This is a genomic window from Flavobacterium riviphilum, assembly GCF_055231795.1.
On record NZ_JBUYSY010000002.1, the window covers coordinates 394,961 to 412,428 of the forward strand.

Annotated in this window: 17 protein-coding genes; 9 read left to right on the top strand and 8 right to left on the bottom strand. The window is 31.1% G+C overall.

Translation table 11 applies throughout. The annotated features are described in order from the left end of the window. Position 1: 1 nt before the first annotated feature. Positions 2-427, bottom strand: a complete 426-nt coding sequence (locus ACZIX2_RS04375) for a T9SS type A sorting domain-containing protein (RefSeq protein WP_463338863.1) — start codon at positions 425-427, stop codon at positions 2-4. Between the two features lie 488 nt (positions 428-915). Between ACZIX2_RS04375 and ACZIX2_RS04380 the strand changes: the two genes are divergently transcribed. Beyond that, on the top strand, positions 916-1,011 hold the full coding sequence (locus ACZIX2_RS04380) for an IS3 family transposase (protein WP_463338960.1): 96 nt from the start codon (positions 916-918) through the stop codon (positions 1,009-1,011). A 258-nt stretch (positions 1,012-1,269) separates the two neighbouring features. On the opposite strand, the gene ACZIX2_RS04385 is transcribed toward ACZIX2_RS04380, so the two are convergent. Continuing rightward, entirely contained in the window at positions 1,270-1,926 is a 657-nt protein-coding gene (locus tag ACZIX2_RS04385) for a response regulator (RefSeq protein WP_463338864.1), read from the bottom strand. Between the two features lie 100 nt (positions 1,927-2,026). On the opposite strand from ACZIX2_RS04385, the gene ACZIX2_RS04390 reads away from it, so the two are divergent. From ACZIX2_RS04390 to ACZIX2_RS04400, 3 genes are all read left to right on the top strand, one after another. Next, on the top strand, positions 2,027-2,740 hold the full coding sequence (locus ACZIX2_RS04390; protein ID WP_463338865.1) for a LytR/AlgR family response regulator transcription factor: 714 nt from the start codon (positions 2,027-2,029) through the stop codon (positions 2,738-2,740). Between the two features lie 349 nt (positions 2,741-3,089). After that, positions 3,090-3,293 (top strand): hypothetical protein, encoded by a 204-nt coding sequence (locus tag ACZIX2_RS04395; RefSeq protein ID WP_463338866.1) that lies wholly within the window; start codon positions 3,090-3,092, stop codon positions 3,291-3,293. A 92-nt stretch (positions 3,294-3,385) separates the two neighbouring features. Further along, positions 3,386-5,350: an ATP-binding protein gene (locus tag ACZIX2_RS04400; RefSeq protein ID WP_463338867.1), complete on the top strand. Its 1,965-nt coding sequence runs from the start codon at positions 3,386-3,388 to the stop codon at positions 5,348-5,350. Positions 5,351-5,662: 312 nt separating this feature from the next. Here the strand turns inward: ACZIX2_RS04400 and ACZIX2_RS04405 are convergent, their stop codons facing one another. From ACZIX2_RS04405 to ACZIX2_RS04430, 6 genes are all read right to left on the bottom strand, one after another. After that, positions 5,663-7,864, bottom strand: coding sequence for a VapE domain-containing protein (locus ACZIX2_RS04405; protein ID WP_463338868.1), 2,202 nt, complete (start codon positions 7,862-7,864; stop codon positions 5,663-5,665). Positions 7,865-7,915: 51 nt separating this feature from the next. Further along, positions 7,916-8,206: a hypothetical protein gene (locus ACZIX2_RS04410; protein ID WP_139363434.1), complete on the bottom strand. Its 291-nt coding sequence runs from the start codon at positions 8,204-8,206 to the stop codon at positions 7,916-7,918. 21 nt (positions 8,207-8,227) lie between these two features. Continuing rightward, a complete protein-coding gene (locus tag ACZIX2_RS04415) occupies positions 8,228-8,512 on the bottom strand; it encodes a helix-turn-helix domain-containing protein (RefSeq protein WP_463338869.1) in 285 nt (94 codons plus the stop codon). Positions 8,513-8,592: 80 nt separating this feature from the next. Further along, positions 8,593-9,480, bottom strand: coding sequence for a hypothetical protein (locus tag ACZIX2_RS04420; protein ID WP_463338870.1), 888 nt, complete (start codon positions 9,478-9,480; stop codon positions 8,593-8,595). After that, positions 9,440-10,771: a tyrosine-type recombinase/integrase gene (locus tag ACZIX2_RS04425; protein ID WP_463338871.1), complete on the bottom strand. Its 1,332-nt coding sequence runs from the start codon at positions 10,769-10,771 to the stop codon at positions 9,440-9,442. The genes ACZIX2_RS04420 and ACZIX2_RS04425 overlap by 41 nt, the downstream gene beginning before the upstream one ends. Positions 10,772-11,009: 238 nt before the next feature. Further along, on the bottom strand, positions 11,010-11,669 hold the full coding sequence (locus tag ACZIX2_RS04430) for a spermidine synthase (protein WP_463338872.1): 660 nt from the start codon (positions 11,667-11,669) through the stop codon (positions 11,010-11,012). 66 nt (positions 11,670-11,735) lie between these two features. Between ACZIX2_RS04430 and ACZIX2_RS04435 the strand changes: the two genes are divergently transcribed. The 5 genes from ACZIX2_RS04435 (at position 11,736) to ACZIX2_RS04455 (ending at position 17,436) form a co-directional block, all read left to right on the top strand. After that, the gene (locus tag ACZIX2_RS04435; protein ID WP_463338873.1) at positions 11,736-12,290 is read left to right on the top strand and encodes a 1-acyl-sn-glycerol-3-phosphate acyltransferase; all 555 of its coding nucleotides are present in this window, start codon (positions 11,736-11,738) and stop codon (positions 12,288-12,290) included. Positions 12,291-12,515: 225 nt separating this feature from the next. Beyond that, positions 12,516-13,670: a M14 family metallopeptidase gene (locus tag ACZIX2_RS04440; protein WP_463338874.1), complete on the top strand. Its 1,155-nt coding sequence runs from the start codon at positions 12,516-12,518 to the stop codon at positions 13,668-13,670. A 78-nt stretch (positions 13,671-13,748) separates the two neighbouring features. After that, positions 13,749-14,228, top strand: coding sequence for an Lrp/AsnC family transcriptional regulator (locus ACZIX2_RS04445; RefSeq protein WP_463338875.1), 480 nt, complete (start codon positions 13,749-13,751; stop codon positions 14,226-14,228). A gap of 96 nt (positions 14,229-14,324) precedes the next feature. Continuing rightward, positions 14,325-16,910, top strand: coding sequence for a phosphoenolpyruvate carboxylase (locus ACZIX2_RS04450; RefSeq protein WP_463338876.1), 2,586 nt, complete (start codon positions 14,325-14,327; stop codon positions 16,908-16,910). Between the two features lie 10 nt (positions 16,911-16,920). Next, entirely contained in the window at positions 16,921-17,436 is a 516-nt protein-coding gene (locus ACZIX2_RS04455) for a DinB family protein (RefSeq protein ID WP_463338877.1), read from the top strand. Positions 17,437-17,468 lie beyond the last annotated feature (32 nt).

The following is a 17,468-nucleotide window of genomic DNA, read 5'->3' on the forward strand; positions in this document are numbered from 1 at the left end:
ACTATTTTTTAATAATTTTAATTGTTTTTTGCTCACCTGTGTTATAAACAATATACACCATATAAACTCCAGAAGGATAAGAATCAAATGCAATCACAACTTGATTATTATTACCCACAGAAAGATTTTTTAATTGCGCTCCTGATAAACTAAACAACTGAATTTCAGCTACCCTTTTCTCTTCTTTTAATTCCCAAGACAAATTAAGCTCTTGAAGTACTGGATTTGGAAAATAAGATATGTCATCCAAACTCTGAACATCCTCTGGTATTGATTCTTTTGTATCATTAGAATTCTTGCTTACGCAGTTAATACAAAATGTTCGTAAGACCTGATTACCTGCATTATCGTAGTTAAATACTAGTTTCCCTTGAGCACAGGCAAATAGAGAAAACAAAAAGAATAAAAGGGTATAATTTTTTTTCATTTTAAGTTTATTTTGGTAAAAAAAATACGACCAAATATAAAACCCTAGTATATAAAAGAAGTGTAGAAAAACTACATATAATGTTAAAATTTTAATTTATATTCATGCTGTTTTTTTGGATTGGATGAACATGTCTTTGAATAGATTGATTATCTCCTAAAAATGTCACGAAACCGATAAAACAATCGCTCTGTTAATCTTAAATCTTCAGTTATAATTTCAGCACTTCCATGTTTTTTTTTATTTCTCACAACAATTATCGATTTATATGACATAAAAAAACTACTTGGAGTTCAAGTGATAGGATGAGTACCAAAGAAACTTATTTAACTACTTTGAAAATGGTAGTTTAGAATCGAACAGTTCAAAAAAGATTAATCTTTCATTATTATAAAAGAGTTAATACGCCAATCAAAAATTTCCCAATAAAATACAATCCTATGGAATAATCCGAAGTACAAATAGAAAAGCAACTGTTGGAAAATACAGTGACAGTAAGCTTTTTTAAATCATTAAAAACCAACTTATTCTATAGAAAGGAATTCGTAACAGAACAACAAATGAAACTGAAAATCTTCGAATAAATCGAAATATGGCACAACAAAAAAAGTTGATAAATTGTTTTGAATTACAATACAATACAATTGAAGAATTTCATAATCAAAACAGAGTTTACAAAAATATCGTTTAACTTAAACTGTAATTTTCATATCCACTAATACATATATAGATCAATGTCTGTTTCCAACAAATAAAGAAGAATTGAATTGCAAAAACGAAGAAAGCAACCTTAAACAAAAAAGTTGATTATGAGTAAATATGTTTATGTATTAGCAATGATATTAAATAAACCCCTGTTTAATAGCTTCTTTTACTAAACCAGAATTATCCGTAACCTCAAAGACATTTTTCATTTTGATTATGCGTTTTTGGATAGCACTAGTTGTCAAACAAATAATCCCTTCTAATTCTTTTATTTTAAAACCCTTCGATAGATAGAATAAAATTTGACGATTATAGTCTTCAATCATTAATTCCTTTTTCCATATTTCATTAATACAGTTTTTCACTGTATTGCTTTGGTATGAATTGCCTTTTATAATTTCCATAACTGCCTTTTGTAATTTATCAGGAGTAATATCATTTTTTATTATAAGCCCATCCGGTCTAACATTCTTGTAAATATCATATAAAATGATAATTTCTGTGTGTGCTGTAATCATTATGATTTTACAATTTGGCATCACTTCTCGAATAAAAGCAGCCAAATCGCTCCCGGACATAATGGATTTTTCCTGATAACTGGGTAAACCTTTATCAATGATCGCTAAATCAAATGATTGTTTAGAAGAAAACTTTCTTGATATAATAGTATATGCTTCTTCACAATTATGAGCTTTTGAAAAAGCAGGAGAAATTGGTCCTAACGAAAACTCTGTAAGAGCTTTAATATATCCATCTATAATCATTGGATGGTCATCAACTACTAAAAAATTCATTCAAATATTTTTTTATTTTAACAAAATTGGCAGTTTTTCAGCAACATAGGAAATAGGTACTTGGTTAGCTTTGCCCTTATTTTATTCTTAGTATAATTTCATGCGGTTTTCTTTTCTTATTATCGACGACGATGCTAATAATATCAAGGGAACCTTAGACTTTTTTGAAAATTTTCCTAATTATTTTTGTGCAGGAATAGTCAAAGATAATCAAATGGCAATAAATCAAATTATAAAAATAAAGCCACAACTCGTATTGAAAAGAATTCCTATCAAATCAAATGACGAAAATTTATCTTTCGCAAATATAAAAGAGCTATTCCAATATGTTGAAACAATGCCGTATTTTATCGGATTGGCTTCATCTCCAGAATATGCCCTTGAAGCTATTCAATCGGGATTTTCCGATTATATAATAGAACCATTGCTCTTACATCAGTTAGGGAAAAGTCTTTTTAAATTTGAAAAAAGAAACCCACCCGCTACTATTGCAACTATTTGTATCAAATCCTATAGCGACTATCAATTTGCAGAATTAAAGGAAATAACCTACTTAAAAGCAGATAATAATACTACTGATATCCAACTGAATAATGGTAAAACCGTGAATGCATATAAAACGTTAAAACATTTTGAAAACACTTTGCCATTCTATTTTTTGAGGATTCACAAAAGTTATATCGTTAACATTAATTATGTCTCACGAATACATCTCAGTAAATCAAAATGCTACCTAAATTACAATGAAATTCTGCCATTTTCCCTTACTTACAAAGATAATATTGATGCCATAATCAGAAAAATCAATATATAATTCACTTTAAAAGATCAATGTTATAGGTTTTATTAAATCAATTTACTCAAATAAAGATTTCAAATGCTAGGTTTTGCCATTTAGATGCTGCCTAAAACTATTGCACCCTATAGGTTTACTATTACCTAGTAGAATTTGAATAATCATTACTTTATTACCTGTTAATTTGCCACAGTTATAAAACAACAGAAGCTTCTTAAATATTTATTGAAAATGGGGAAACGTCTGCTTTTAAGCAGTGTCATCTTCAATAACTCAGAACGGTCAATTCCCGGCTTTTCTAAAAAAGCATTCCATTTCAGGATAGTGCCGCAATAAAATATTCTTTAATTTTTTAAAACATTTTTTAATGAAAAAACTAATAATTGCTATAGGCTGTTTAACGGCCGTTATTTTAATGTCATCTTGTACTTTAGACAGTGTTGATAATTCCAATAATGAAAATTTAAGAAATCTAAATCAAATTTCAACCTTACCTACTTCTGATACCATCCCTGTTGTTACACCCCAATTTATGGACGGGGTTGATGATAAGGATAAAGCCAAGACCTGAAAGTAATTTAATAATCCAGACAATTATTTTTTAACATAAATTGTCTGGATTTTTATTTTTATTTTTGATGAGATTTATAAATTTTTGGAAAATTGAAAACGAAAGTACAGACCGTTTTACTATATTCTATATTAATATTGATTGTTTCTTGTCAAAAAAAAATGGAAATCCAGCCTTTGAAAGGTACCGTTGGTAAAAATTATTTGGATAATTTCTGCTTAAAATTGATGGAGCAAGAAAACGATTCTGTAACAAGGAATTTATATTTTAAAATTGCCGTTAGTTATTATGAACTTAATTCTCTTGATGATTATCTTAAAACAACAAAGAAAGTTTATGAATTAGCAAGCAAAAAAAAAGATACTATACATATAGCTAAATCATTGTATTATTTAGGAGATTATTATGAAGCAATTTCACAATTAGATAGTGCTTTTAGTTACTATTCTAAATCCGAAAGAGCATATAATCAAATTAAAGATTCTACGAATTCGGGCAAAACAAAATTATATAAAGCAGGTGTTTTGTTAGATGCAGGTATTTTTTCAGAAAGCGAAATAGAAGCGATAGGTGCATTACGAATTTTATCAAAAGGCAACAACACAAGATTAGTTTATGAATGTTATAATTTAATAGGTATCTCATTAAAAGAGTTAAATAACTGCAAAGAATCTTTAAAATATTTTGACTTTGCTTTAAAGCAATTGGAAAAATTGGAAAGAGAAAATTATCCTAAAGAGAAAATTGAGAAATCTAGAATATCATGTTTCAATAACATTGGTAGAGTCTATGAAAAGCAAAAAAAATTTCAAGAAGCAATTCTCTATTACGAACGAGGTTTACTTATAAAAAATATAAAACAACTTTATCCTAAATCATATGCAATGTTACTGGATAATCTTGGTTATTCAAAATTGAAAACAGGAAACCATAATGGGATAAAAAAAAACCTGTTAGAATCTTTAAAAATAAGTGATAGTCTTAATTTTGCTTTAGGAAGTGTCTCAAGTAAAATCAATTTAGGTGAATATTATCTTTTTGAAAAGGATACTAGTAAAGCATTAGCTTATCTAAAAGATGGTTTTAAGTTATCTCAAAAAATAAAAAGCAGTCAATATACAATTCAATCTTTAAAATTATTAATGGAGAATGACTCCAAAAACAAATCCTACTATTCAAATATATTCTTTAATGTAAGTGACAGCATCCAAAATGTGGAGAGAATTACAAGGAACAAATTTGCTAGAATTGCATACGAAACCGATCAGATAGAAGTTGAAAATCAATTATTAGTAAAACAGAATACATATGTACTTATTTTATCAATAGTGTTTGCTGTTTTTTTCGTTGCTATTTTTCTAATTTATAGACTTAAATCAAAGAACAAGGAGTTGCTTTTTATTAAGGATCAACAAGAGGCTAACGAAAAAATATATCAATTGATGCTAAAGCAACAATTGGAAACTGAAAAAGCCCGCGAAGAAGAAAGAAATCGAATAGCAATGGAATTACACGATGGCATCGTAAATAGTGTATTTACTACTCGGTTTAATTTAATCCAATTAGATTCAACCCAATTAGATAAAAAAGAGCAATTAGTAAAAGAGCTTGAAAAAACAGAAAATGAAATCAGAAGAGTTTCTCATGATTTGACTCAAAACTTGCTTTTTGAAGATAAAAACATAGCCGATATTATAGCAATTTTAGTAGAATCCCAACAAAACCAATACAATACAAAGTTCGATGTATCAATAGATAAGTACATTGACTGGTCATCTGTTTCAAGTGATGGCAAAGTACATATTTATCGTATAATACAAGAAGCGATACAAAATATAAACAAACACTCAAATGCAGACAAATGCTACATAATGCTATTGAAAACAAAAGACAAAATAACTATTCGTATTTGGGATAACGGAATTGGCTTTATTACTGAAAAAGTAAAATATGGTTTTGGATTGAAAAACATAACAGAAAGAACAAAGATGTTAAAAGGTGACTTAAAAGTGACGTCAGAAATAGGAAAAGGGGTAACAATAGAAGTTGTCTTTTAAAAAATCGTCAACTATGCTAAAGTATCAAACAGTCAATTACAATAATTACATCACGATATATAATTTCCAAAAAACATAAAACATTCCTTTCTCATAATTTATTTTTTATATAATTAAATAAATAGAAATAAATAAATCTTACCCACTTCATTTTTTTATTAAGGAAAGAAAGGGTAAGATTGGGTAAGAAGAAAAAGTTATAAGTTACCCATGTTAGGGTTAATGATTATAGGGCTTTACAAAGATTAGGTAAGATGGGTAAGTAGAAAAGAGTTTTTGTAGTGATTTTTTGTTTTTACTGGAAATTATTTGTCAAATCGTTTTCTTGATTACCCAATATCCGTAGACTTGGTTGCGTTTTTCTCTTTTAAAGCCAATGCTTTTTAAGGCTTTTCCGATTCCCACGTTCGAAAGCCTGATGCCAGCCGTATATAAATTGATATGGTGTAACATTTCGGTGGAGGTGAGGAATTCTGCCTGTTCTATTTTTGTTGGGATTTCAAAGTACTTGTGAATCAAATCTTTCTCAGGGGAAATAATTTGGAATTTTTCATTTCGCAATTCATTTTGACGGATGTCTTCGATGCTCAAGGTTTCGTCAAAGGTGTTGTCTTTAGAAAGAGCATAAGCCTGTGCCCACAAATTATCAATCACGAATTCACTTTTATACTTCCAATTGATGGACTTTACAATAAAACACAACCAACGAACCGAGCCAGTTTCGTCCTGCAAAAAAGTAGTCATATTGGTAGAACCGATAAAACTGGCCACTCTTTGAATAATGGAATTTTTTCTATCATAGGGCAAACGTTCATTGATTTGCGCCTTGCTAAAATAGGATTTCAACTGATTTATTTCCTTTCGGGATAAAGCAGCCAATTCGTCAAGGTTGATTAAAAAGTTTTTGCAAAGCAAGATACGTGCGTCTTTGTCATCGCTCATGTCTTCGGCTAAATAGTTGGAAAGTTCGCTTGGGCAAAGAAACCTGCACCACGAACTTTTACCTATATTTTGCCCATTCCCATCATCGGTTAGCACAAAGGCTTGCTTGTTGAAATAATTATCAATAGTAGCGCATTTTACAGCACGCACGCACCATTTTTTAAAGTGATACTCAAATTGTTCTTTGTCTTCTCCCTGTTCGAGTTGAATGTATTCGGAAAATTGTTTGATAAAATCCGTTTTCTGATTCCAGTGGGGTAAACTCGCGAAGTAATTGATTAGTGGGTTATAGTTCGGAACAAAATCACTTTTCAAAATAGCAATCAAAGAGTTAATAGGGATTTTGATGCTTTTCTTTTGTATTTCTAGCCAAAGTGAATTTTCATTGCAGGAAGTCCATTCGTTTTGCCCTTTTGGGCTACACTCAATTTCGAGGGAAATAATATTGTTTCTGAAATCATAGTGTTCTTTGAGGTATTTTTCAGCGACATGAAAAATGGTAGTCAAATCATTTTCAGGAATCACTTCGGTTTTGTTTTTCAGGGCTAAGTCCATCAGTTTTCTAAAATCTTCAGAAGAATGGTCTTGAAAATAATCGGTGAGATCATATCCTTTAATGTTGTCGTTGGGTGGTAAGGCAATTGGAATAATCTTTGGAAAACGTTGCACCATGGTTTGGCTGCCTTTTTCTCCTGTAGCATCTTTGTCGTAACAAATAAACAGATTTTTGCAAAGTGCTTGGAGTTTTATTATTTGCTCCTCTTTAGGATAAATGGATTCACTCCCAAAAGTGACCGTATGAAATCCACGTGAATGAGCAACAATGGTGTCTTTTTCGCCTGCACAAATTATAATGTCTTGCTTTGTTTCGGCACCCAATTGTGTCAAACCAAAAATACCATTTGGGAAAGGGGGCAATACATTTTTCTTTACTCCAACTTCGATTTGATTGGGGATGTAGAGCTTGAAATTTCCATGGAGTTCAATAGCAAAAGCCACACTTTCTTTTTTGGTATACATTGGCTTTTTGCCAGTCCACGTATAACTTGAAATGGAATGCAATTGAAATTTTTCTAGAATCTCCTGCTTAACGCCTAATTGGTTCCAATACGCCAAGTCTAAAGCTGTAAAATTTCGTTTTTCTACTGTTAATGTTGCTCCTCCTTTTTCCTTTGCAACGGTTTTTACATTTTGTTGCAATGGTGTTTGCAACGGTTCTTGCAAAACCTTTGCAAAATTTTGATTTCTTTTTGCAACACTTTTGTATGGCGTGTCATCGTCTAAAATAATATTCATTTCCGAAGCAATGCAGTTTAAAACTTCATGAAATTGGGTTTTACAATCTAATTTTTCTAGGTCGGCCACCAATTGAAAAACATCTCCTTGATGGGCTGAACTAAAACATTTGAAGCTTCCGTTTTTGTATACTTTAAAAGAAGGATGAGCATCCTTTGTGTAAGGACTTGAAATGTTCCCCTTTGGAAAATCGGTAAGATTTAAGAACTTCCTATAAATTTCCTCAGGAGTTGTTTGGTTCAATATGGCTTCTTTGGTTGCTGATGTAACATTCATAGATAATTGATTTAAAGCATCACAATTTTAGTTGTGATGCTGTTTTCCTAACTAGTTTCCTTCGTTTTTTCTATTGCGCAACGATTCCTTATATTCTTTGAGTTTTAGTTGCAACTCGTCTGATAAAACATAACCATCTGGGGTTCCATTTTGTTCTATAAATATGATTGCTTCTTTAGTAGTTATATTTTTGAGGTTTGTTCTCATTCCTAACGGAATTGAAGCTCGAGTTTGCTTGAGAATTTCGTTCATCTCTGCTCTAATATGTGATTCAGGTATCTGACTCAAGTACAGCTCTTGTAGTTCCTTTTTGTTTCTGATGTAGTATAGCGTTTTCATCATTTCTTATAGCTTGATTTTTGATTAATCAAATCGGTTTTTTTGATTTAAGGATTTTAAAACCTCGCTTTTTTTATACCGAATTTTGTTTCCAATTCGATATGCAGGAATGATGTCTTTGCGTGTCCAATCCCAAAGAGTTACCAAAGAAACAGAAAGCATTTTTGCTGTTTGTTCTCTAGTTAGGAGTTGGTCGGTTTCGGGCTGTAAAGTAGCTACAAAGTCGTTGAGATAGACTTTAATGCCTTCTAAAATTTCAGTTTTAAACTCTAGCGCATTGGTGTTTTCTAATTGAAGAACTGTTGTCATAATTATTATTTTTAAAAAATTAGTTATGACAAACTTAATCTAGGTATATGTTTTTTAAACTGTGGGGTATACCCCAAAGGCTACCCCAAAAGTTTAATTATGTTTTGTGCTTTCAGCAAATCGTCTTTGAATTTCTGAGAAGTATTTGATAAAGGCTTATTCGTTTCGGATAAAATTCGTCTAATATTATCTGAATTTCTATCTATAATTAGGGCTAAGATTTCTGCTTTTTTTCTTTCGGTCGCATTTCCCCATTTATCACTTCTAATGAGTTCTTCAATCAGTAATACCTTTTGTGAAGCATCTAACCCCTTCTGTGTTTCGGTTGGAAATAAGTCGCATGCTAAACTGTTTTGATTCTTTATTCTTTTAGAATTTGGATTGAATTCACTAAAGAATTCTTTCAAACCATTACTGATTGGTTTATCGAAAAAAAGAGTCAAGTCAAAAATATGTTCCTTTGTAAGTGCCTTTTTAATTTCATTGAGAAATTGACTCACAACTAAAGAAAGACTGTTATTATCTTCCTCGCTTATAGGAATTATGCTTTCGGCGTTATAGGATTTGCTAAAGTAGTCTCTAATTTTATCCATTAAGGATTCCTCATATAAAAATGGATATTCTTCTAAAATGAAGGGAAGACATTCCAACATAAATCCAAACATTTCAATTTCTTCTGCTTTTGATTTTAATGCCTTAAGAGTTTCTTTAAAGGTTATTTTATCGTACAAAAACAATGAAATTGCATGTAAGAATTCATTGAAGAGCAATTCAAGATGTTGCCTATCGGTATAGTCTATAACATCTAAATCTTGTTTTTGTTGCCATTCATAAAAGTTATAGAAAAAATCATAATACACTTTAAAAATAGGATTCCCCGATACTAATTCCTCTAAATTATATGGTTTACTGATGTATTTATATTGATCAATCATTTTGAGAATCGTTCCTTTTAGCTTGTTTTTCAATTTCCATTTTTTGCCAATGCTCTTTGAGTTTTTCAGCATGTTCACGAGGTGTGATTTTGATATATTTCAGAAACATAGTCTCGGTTTTGTGACCTGTGATGGCCATTATCGTGGGATTATCTAATTTCCCATAAAGATTACTAGCAAAGGAACGTCTACAAGTGTGAGAAGTGATTAATTCATGCTTTGGAAACGTACCAAACTCTTTGCGCATTGTACTTTTTATTTTGACTTTGCTGTCACCAAAAAAATCTTTTTCGTCTTTTTTGTTGACCATTTTTGCGCCATCCACCATTTCTGCAAAGCCAATAGTTTTACAAACTTCTTTTACATATTCATTAAATTTTTGGTCGGAAATTACAGGAGGTAGTTTGCCGTTTCTTTTTTGTAAAATGGCTTTTACTTGGCTGTGCATCGGAATAACTACTGGATGTTCGGTTTTACTAGTTTCAATTTCTATATAATCGCCTACAATATTGAGTTGTTTTAACTTCATAAAATCTGAAATTCTCAAGCCTGTACGCAACCCTATAATGAAATTGTCCCTTGTTTTGTCCAATCGTTCTGACCCTTCAAAATTATGATTAAAGACAGCATCAATTTCATCCTCGGTAAGATAAACATCTTTAGTTTTGTTGGACAGCGCTTTAAAATCGCTGTGTTTGTATTGTGGACTTATCGGTAATCCTTCAATTTCAATTTTACTGCACCAATTTTTAATAATCGTGATAAACCCGCCAACCGTATTGTTGTTGAGCATTTCTATTTTTTGGCAATAGAAAAGGAAACTCTCATAAAATTTCAAATCAATATCTTGAAAACGAAGCTTTACATCAAAGTGGGTTTGATAATCGGAAAGCTTGTTTTTAACTCTATTGAATTTTATAATTGTACTTTCTGAAGGAGGTGTTGCTTTATTAGGACAATCAGCAATAAATTTCTCTATCCAAGACACAAAATAAACTTTGTGGGATTCGTCGCTATTAACCCTACCGAAGAAAATATTGATTTGCGATTTTAACCATGTATTTTGAATACTTACTTTTGAATTCGAATCAATATTGTATTGATCCAAAATAAATGTTTTTAGGTTGCGTAATTTACTATTTGTAAAATCCCTATTAGTTATACTGGCAACATTCTTAACTTCTTGTTTAACTTTGTTCCAATGTTCAAACTGAACATTTAGTTTGGTACCTGCGGTTTGGTCAATTCTGTTACTATCCCAAAAGCGAACATAGATATTCGAGGTGGCAGATTTAGTTTTTTTGATAAAAAATTTTAGGTTCATACCCGATATTTTAGAAAACGAATATAATAAAAATCCCGAAATAATCCCGAAAAAATACTGATTCATTCTAATCAATCCGAATTTAACCTAATTTTTCTGTAAGTATAAAAACCACAAAAGCTCTAGTATTATTGACTTTACGCCTGTTTTTATGAAAATTCAATTTCTTACAAATTAAGAAAGTTCTGTTTCCTCATCGCCCACCAAGAAACTCCAAAGTCTTTGATTTTGGAGTTTTTTATTTTTGAATTAGAATTAATTCGTTGTGTTTTTCTATTCTAGGAAAAGATTGAGTGTTGTATTTCAACTTTTTACATTCTTTTATAAATTTTTGATTTCTAAGGTTGTCTTCCTGATTTAACAACATGGTATTGAAAAGAATGTAGCCTTTAGATTCTAAAATTCGTAAGCATTGTTTAATAAAGTAAGCATCAAAAAGGAATGAAGGCATTTTAGTATCCTGAAAAATGTCAATTATAATTAAATCAAAAGTTCTACTACTTTTCAGTACAAATTCAAAAGCGTCTTGAATCTCTATTGTTAAATTGGGTACTTTGTTTAAATGAAAATAAGAATTAGCAATAGAAATGATTTCTGGATCAATATCTACGCCAATTATAGTACCTTTATATTTGATTTCGTCAACTAAAGTTTTAATAACGCTCCCACCGGCAACACCTAAAACCAATATATTGTTCATTGAATGAACAGTAGAGTAACCGATTTTTTTTAAACCAATTTTTAAAATACGTTGTAAACTGCCATAAGAATAATTGGTGTTTTCGGTGTTCATTACCAATTCTCCATTATCCCATGTTATTTCAATAGATTTATTAATGTTTGATTTGGTGTTGAATATGGTGATAGGATAGAAGTAACTAAAAAGTTTTTTTAGCATTTTTGTAGCTTTTTTTCAAAAATAGCGTTTTATTGTTTTAATTTGACATTAGATTATATAATATTCATGAAAAAGAAGTTGTACAAGTGGGTTTTCTTTAACCTTATGAGGTGGAAAATAGTTGGTTCTATAGAAGAAGAACTAAAGAAATGTGTCATGATGGTGATGCCTCATACAAGTAATCATGATTTTTATTTGGGAGTTTTCACTCGAGGAATTACGGGTTTGGAAATGAATTTTGTGGCAAAAAAAGAATTATTTTCTTTTCCATTTAACTATTACTTCCGTTATATGGGAGGGGAACCGCTTGATAGAACTGGAGGATTAAATAAAGTAGATGCAATTGCAGCAATTTTTAACAGGAGAGAAGTTTTTCGTTTAGCAGTTGCGCCCGAGGGTACTCGCAAAAATGTAAAACAACTTAAAACAGGTTTTTATTATATAGCATTAAAAGCCGATGTGCCAATAGTTCCAGTAGCATTCGATTTTGGAAAAAAGGAGGTGAAAATTGGTTTACCCTACCAGCCAACTGGTGATTTTGATCACGATCTTTCAATACTTAAGAATCATTTTATAGGAGTCAAGGGAAAAATTCCGGAAAATGGTTTTAATTGGGATTGAGCAAGTAGCATTCAATGTGTTTAGTTGATATTGGGATGGCTTTTTTTTTGAAATTTTAGCCATCTATTTATTGTACTGCTGTTTCAGCTAATAAATCCAGCAATTTTCACATAAGGCAACATCAATCTGGAGTCATTTTTTTGATACCATTAGATATTGATTACAGTTTTTTTAGTCTTTCTGATGGTATAACTTCTGTACTTTTGCCAAAACTTAAATATAAATATGGAAGCACTAGATATTTATTATCAATTTAAAGAGGAATCGATTAGAGGGAGGTATGTTACGTTAGAAGATCTACTTCCGGTATTGAATCGATTAAATAAAAATAACAATTTAATAGAAATTGGTACATCGGTTCAAGGGCGGTCGATATATTCTTTTCAGGTGGGGACTGGAAAAATTAAGCTTTTTTGGTGGTCTCAAATGCATGGTAATGAAAGTACGACTACAAAAGCGGTTATAGATTTTTTAAACTTCTTAAACAGTGATTTGGACTTAGCTCAGGAGTTTTTGAATAACTTCACACTTTTGGTTATTCCAATTCTTAATCCAGATGGAGCGGTATTGTATACTCGTGAAAATGCAATGAAAGTGGATTTGAACAGAGATTCTCAAACGCTTACGCAACCTGAAAGTAAGTTGTTGCGAAAAGTATTCGAGGCGTTTCAGCCTGATTATTGTTATAATTTGCATGATCAAAGGACTATTTTTGGAGTAGCTGATACTGGAAAATCTGCGACTGTTTCTTTTTTGGCACCCTCTTATAATGAAGAGCGTGAAATAAATTCGACACGTTTAAAAGCAATAAATGTGATAGCTGCGATGAATACGGTTTTGCAAAACTACATTCCAGGTCATGTAGGGCGTTTTGATGATTCCTTTAATATAAATTGTATAGGAGATACTATTCAATCTTTGGGTGTGCCAACTATTTTGTTTGAAGCGGGTCATTATCCAAATGATTACGAAAGAGAGGAAACACGTAAGTATATTTTTTTAGCGCTACTTGCTAGTTGTAAGGCGATTATCGAAAACGATATAGTTGTTAATAAAATTGACCAATATTTGAATATTCCTCAAAATAAAATCAGTTTTTATGATTTTATAGTGAAAAATATTAAAATAAATTATGATGGTAATGAAATTTTGACGAAATTTGCATTACAATTTAAAGAGCAATTAGTAGAAGGAAGAGTGGAGTTTATAGCATATATTGCCGCTATAGAAGATTTAGATTCAAATTTTGCTCACTTCGAGATTGATGCAAAATCAGCTTTTTATTATGATGGAAATGAAAATGTGCCAAAAATTGATCAAATAGCTAATTTTTCAATAAACAATGATGTTGTTTTTGCAAATGGAGTGATGAAAGTTTAGATTTTTTATAAAAATATTGGTTTTTTTATATATTTGCATGCTTTCTGTCCTTATACAATAATTATTAATTTAAGAGTTATGAGTAAATTTCGTTTAGATGAGGTAGATCATCAGATTTTAGATATGTTAATTGATAATACTAGAGTGCCTTTTACGGATATCGCTAAAAAATTATTGATTTCCGCAGGTACTGTCCATGTTAGAGTAAAAAAAATGGAAGATGCTGGTATTATTATGGGTTCCTCTTTGGTTCTTGATTACGATAAATTAGGATATTCTTTTATTGCCTATGTTGGGGTATTTTTAAATAATACTTCTCAAACTAAATTTGTTTTGGAAAGAATTAATGAAATTCCATTTGTTACCGTAGCTTCTGTTACTACTGGTAAATTCAATATCTTTTGTAAAATTAGAGCACGTGATACCAAACATGCAAAAGACGTAATTTTTATGATTGATGATATTGATGGGGTTTACAGAACCGAAACAATGATTTCATTGGAAGAAAGTATCAACGATAAAAAGCGTTTGATGCATACTATTTTCAAAGAATTGTAGTCACTTGATTGCTATATTACTGTATATATATAACCTCAAGTTTTCTTGGGGTTTTTTTATAATAAATTCTAACTAAACATTAACCAATACAAAATTATGTACACCTTACCCAAAATTGAACGTTTTAACCAAGATGTTCTCTCTAAGTATCACATTTATAATAGTGTATTTATAACATTGCCTTTTGATTCTGTTGATAATACTGGAGTTTTATTGCCATTATTTTCAGAAATGTGTGAAAAAGGGTTTAAAAAACAAGAGACACCCAAGGAGATTTTCGATCTTTTTGTGTCAAAATATTTGAATAATCCCAATGAAGAAGGAGCTATAGAATTAATGTTTCGCTTCATACAATATATTGAAAGACAAATTGTGTTGTTTGATGCAATAGAAGATGCTGCTTTTTCAACAGTTAATAATATGGAGGGGAGAGGCTCGTTGAGGGAAATTAAGGAACGCTCCGATGCTAATAATACCCAAAAAGAATTGATCGAATTTCTTGAAAACTTCAATGTTCGTACGGTTTTAACAGCACATCCTACACAATTTTACCCAGGGGCCGTTTTGGGTATTATTAATGATTTAACCGAAGCGATAAGAAAGAATGATTTGGTTGAAATCAAAAAATTATTAGCGCAATTAGGAAAAACACCTTTTATTCAGAAGGAAAAACCAAATCCTTTTGATGAAGCCATAAGTTTGATCTGGTACTTAGAAAACGTATTCTATGATACTGCAGGTGAAATGGTACATTATTTAGAAAAAAATGTATTTAATGGCACCACTATCCAAAATCCAATTATCAAACTTGGTTTTTGGCCCGGAGGTGATCGAGATGGAAATCCTTTTGTAACTACCGAGATTACCCTAAAAGTAGCCGATCGTTTGCGTACTTCTATTTTAAAATGTTATTATTTTGAAATTCGAAATCTAAAACGAAAATTAACTTTTTCTGGAGTTGACGTGTTGATTGCTGAATTAGAACAAAAATTATATCGTTCTGTTTTTTATTCAAAAGGTGAAATTTATATCACTTTAAATGAGTTTAAAGAGCAAATTTATAAGATTAAAAATATCATTATTACGCAACATCAATCGCTCTATTTGGATGATTTGGAAGCGCTTTTGATACGCGTAAATTTATTTGGATTTCATTTTGCATCCTTAGATATTCGACAAAATAGCAAAATTCATAATGCTGTTTTTAAAGATGTTGTAGATTTTTATTTAAAGAATCAGTCGAACATGTTTCCTTCCAATTATTTTTCTTTAACTGAAGAAGAAAAAATTGAAATAGTCTCTAAGGCGAAAGGAGATTTGGACCCTAGTGCATTTGAAAATGTTCTTACCCGACAAACTTTAGAATCCATTCGAGCCATTAAAACTATTCAAGAACAAAATGGTGAATTTGGTGCCAATCGATACATAATTAGTAATAATGAAACGGCGTTGAATGTTTTAGAGACTTTTGCCTTGTTTCAATTGTGCAATTGGGAGCAGCCAACGGTTGATGTGGTTCCACTTTTCGAGTCGGTTGACGATTTGCAAAATGCTCATGAAGTGATGCAGACATTATACGAAAATCCTTTGTATGCTCAACATTTAAAAAACAGAGGTAATAAACAAACAATAATGTTAGGTTTCTCAGATGGTACAAAAGATGGTGGTTATTTAATGGCAAATTGGAGTATTTACAAAGCCAAAGAGACTTTAACCGAAATTTCAAGAAAGTACGATATTGAAGCTATTTTCTTTGATGGTCGTGGAGGACCACCGGCTAGAGGAGGTGGAAAAACTCATAAGTTTTATGCTTCTTTAGGACCTAAGATTGAAAACAGAGAAATTCAAATTACGGTTCAGGGGCAAACCATAAGTTCGAATTTTGGAACTTTGGATTCTTGTCGTTATAATCTAGAAAATTTAGTAAGTGCAGGGGTAAATAATACGGTGTTTAATAATACTAAAAATATCCTTTCCAAAGAGGACAGTGAAATTTTAGATACACTTTCCAAATTGGGTTATGAAAAGTATTTGAGTTTTAAAAACCATCCTAAGTTTATTCCATATTTGGAGCAGATGAGTACTTTAAAGTTTTATGCCAAAACGAATATTGGAAGCCGACCATCTAAAAGAAGTAATTCAGCACAATTGGAGTTTAGTGAGTTAAGAGCAATCCCATTTGTGGGGTCTTGGAGTCAATTAAAGCAAAATGTGCCTGGATTTTTTGGAGTAGGTACTGCTTTGAAGTATTATGAAGATAGAAATGAATGGGATAAAGTAGCTGAACTGTATAAGAAATCTTTATTTGTAAAAACATTATTAGAAAATAGTATGATGTCGTTGGCAAAATCCTTTTTTCCATTAACGGCCTATATGCAAAATGACCCTGAATTTGGTGAGTTTTGGCAAATAATTTATGATGAGTTTTTAGAAACTAAGCGATTGTTGTTAAAAATTGCCGGCCATAAAGAGTTGATGGAAAACTATCCTGATGGTAAGGCCTCTATTGATATGAGGGAAAAAATTGTTCTGCCATTATTAACGATACAGCAATATGCTTTACTGAGAATTAATGAATTGAACAAAGCCGAACAGCCTGATGAAAATTTGATTAAAGTCTACGAAAAAATCGTAACGCGTTCGCTATTTGGAAATACCAATGCAAGCAGAAACTCAGCCTAAAAGTGATCTTATGAAAGCCAATCAATTACCCGTGAATGAGTATTCTAAATTCAGTGCTACTTATATTAATGCGGCAATGGATGTTGAATTAATTGAAGAACTTGAAATTTCTTTACATGATTTTATTCGGTTTGTTCAAAATTTACCTATGGACAAGTTTGATTTTAGGTATGCCGAAGGGAAATGGACCATCAAAGAAATTATTCAGCATATCATCGATACAGAGCGTATTATGGCTTATCGTGCCTTGAGAATTTCTAGAAATGATACTACACCTTTACCTGGCTTTGATGAAAATGCCTATGTAGAAAATACCTCAGGAAATACGAGAGGACTACAAGAACTTTTAACAGAGTTATCAGCCGTACGCCATGCTACCTTATTGTTGTTTAAAAGTTTTTCTGATGAGCAAATGAAACGAATGGGAATTGCTTCTGGTAATGATGTTTCTGTTCGTGCTTTAGGATTTATTATCATTGGACATCAAAAACATCATCAAAAAGTGTTTCAAGAGCGTTATTTATAAAAACAAAAAACAGACTGTTTACTTATAGGGGA

Bases quoted from the DNA above. Each gene is read 5' to 3' on its own strand.
- ACZIX2_RS04375 (WP_463338863.1), bottom strand. From the start codon at position 427: ATGAAAAAAAATTATACCCTTTTATTCTTTTTGTTTTCTCTATTTGCC.
- ACZIX2_RS04385 (WP_463338864.1), bottom strand. From the start codon at position 1,926: ATGAATTTTTTAGTAGTTGATGACCATCCAATGATTATAGATGGATAT.
- ACZIX2_RS04390 (WP_463338865.1), top strand. From the start codon at position 2,027: ATGCGGTTTTCTTTTCTTATTATCGACGACGATGCTAATAATATCAAG.
- ACZIX2_RS04395 (WP_463338866.1), top strand. From the start codon at position 3,090: ATGAAAAAACTAATAATTGCTATAGGCTGTTTAACGGCCGTTATTTTA.
- ACZIX2_RS04405 (WP_463338868.1), bottom strand. From the start codon at position 7,864: ATGAATGTTACATCAGCAACCAAAGAAGCCATATTGAACCAAACAACT.
- ACZIX2_RS04410 (WP_139363434.1), bottom strand. From the start codon at position 8,206: ATGATGAAAACGCTATACTACATCAGAAACAAAAAGGAACTACAAGAG.
- ACZIX2_RS04415 (WP_463338869.1), bottom strand. From the start codon at position 8,512: ATGACAACAGTTCTTCAATTAGAAAACACCAATGCGCTAGAGTTTAAA.
- ACZIX2_RS04425 (WP_463338871.1), bottom strand. From the start codon at position 10,771: ATGAACCTAAAATTTTTTATCAAAAAAACTAAATCTGCCACCTCGAAT.
- ACZIX2_RS04430 (WP_463338872.1), bottom strand. From the start codon at position 11,669: ATGCTAAAAAAACTTTTTAGTTACTTCTATCCTATCACCATATTCAAC.
- ACZIX2_RS04435 (WP_463338873.1), top strand. From the start codon at position 11,736: ATGAAAAAGAAGTTGTACAAGTGGGTTTTCTTTAACCTTATGAGGTGG.
- ACZIX2_RS04440 (WP_463338874.1), top strand. From the start codon at position 12,516: ATGGAAGCACTAGATATTTATTATCAATTTAAAGAGGAATCGATTAGA.
- ACZIX2_RS04445 (WP_463338875.1), top strand. From the start codon at position 13,749: ATGAGTAAATTTCGTTTAGATGAGGTAGATCATCAGATTTTAGATATG.
- ACZIX2_RS04450 (WP_463338876.1), top strand. From the start codon at position 14,325: ATGTACACCTTACCCAAAATTGAACGTTTTAACCAAGATGTTCTCTCT.
- ACZIX2_RS04455 (WP_463338877.1), top strand. From the start codon at position 16,921: ATGAAAGCCAATCAATTACCCGTGAATGAGTATTCTAAATTCAGTGCT.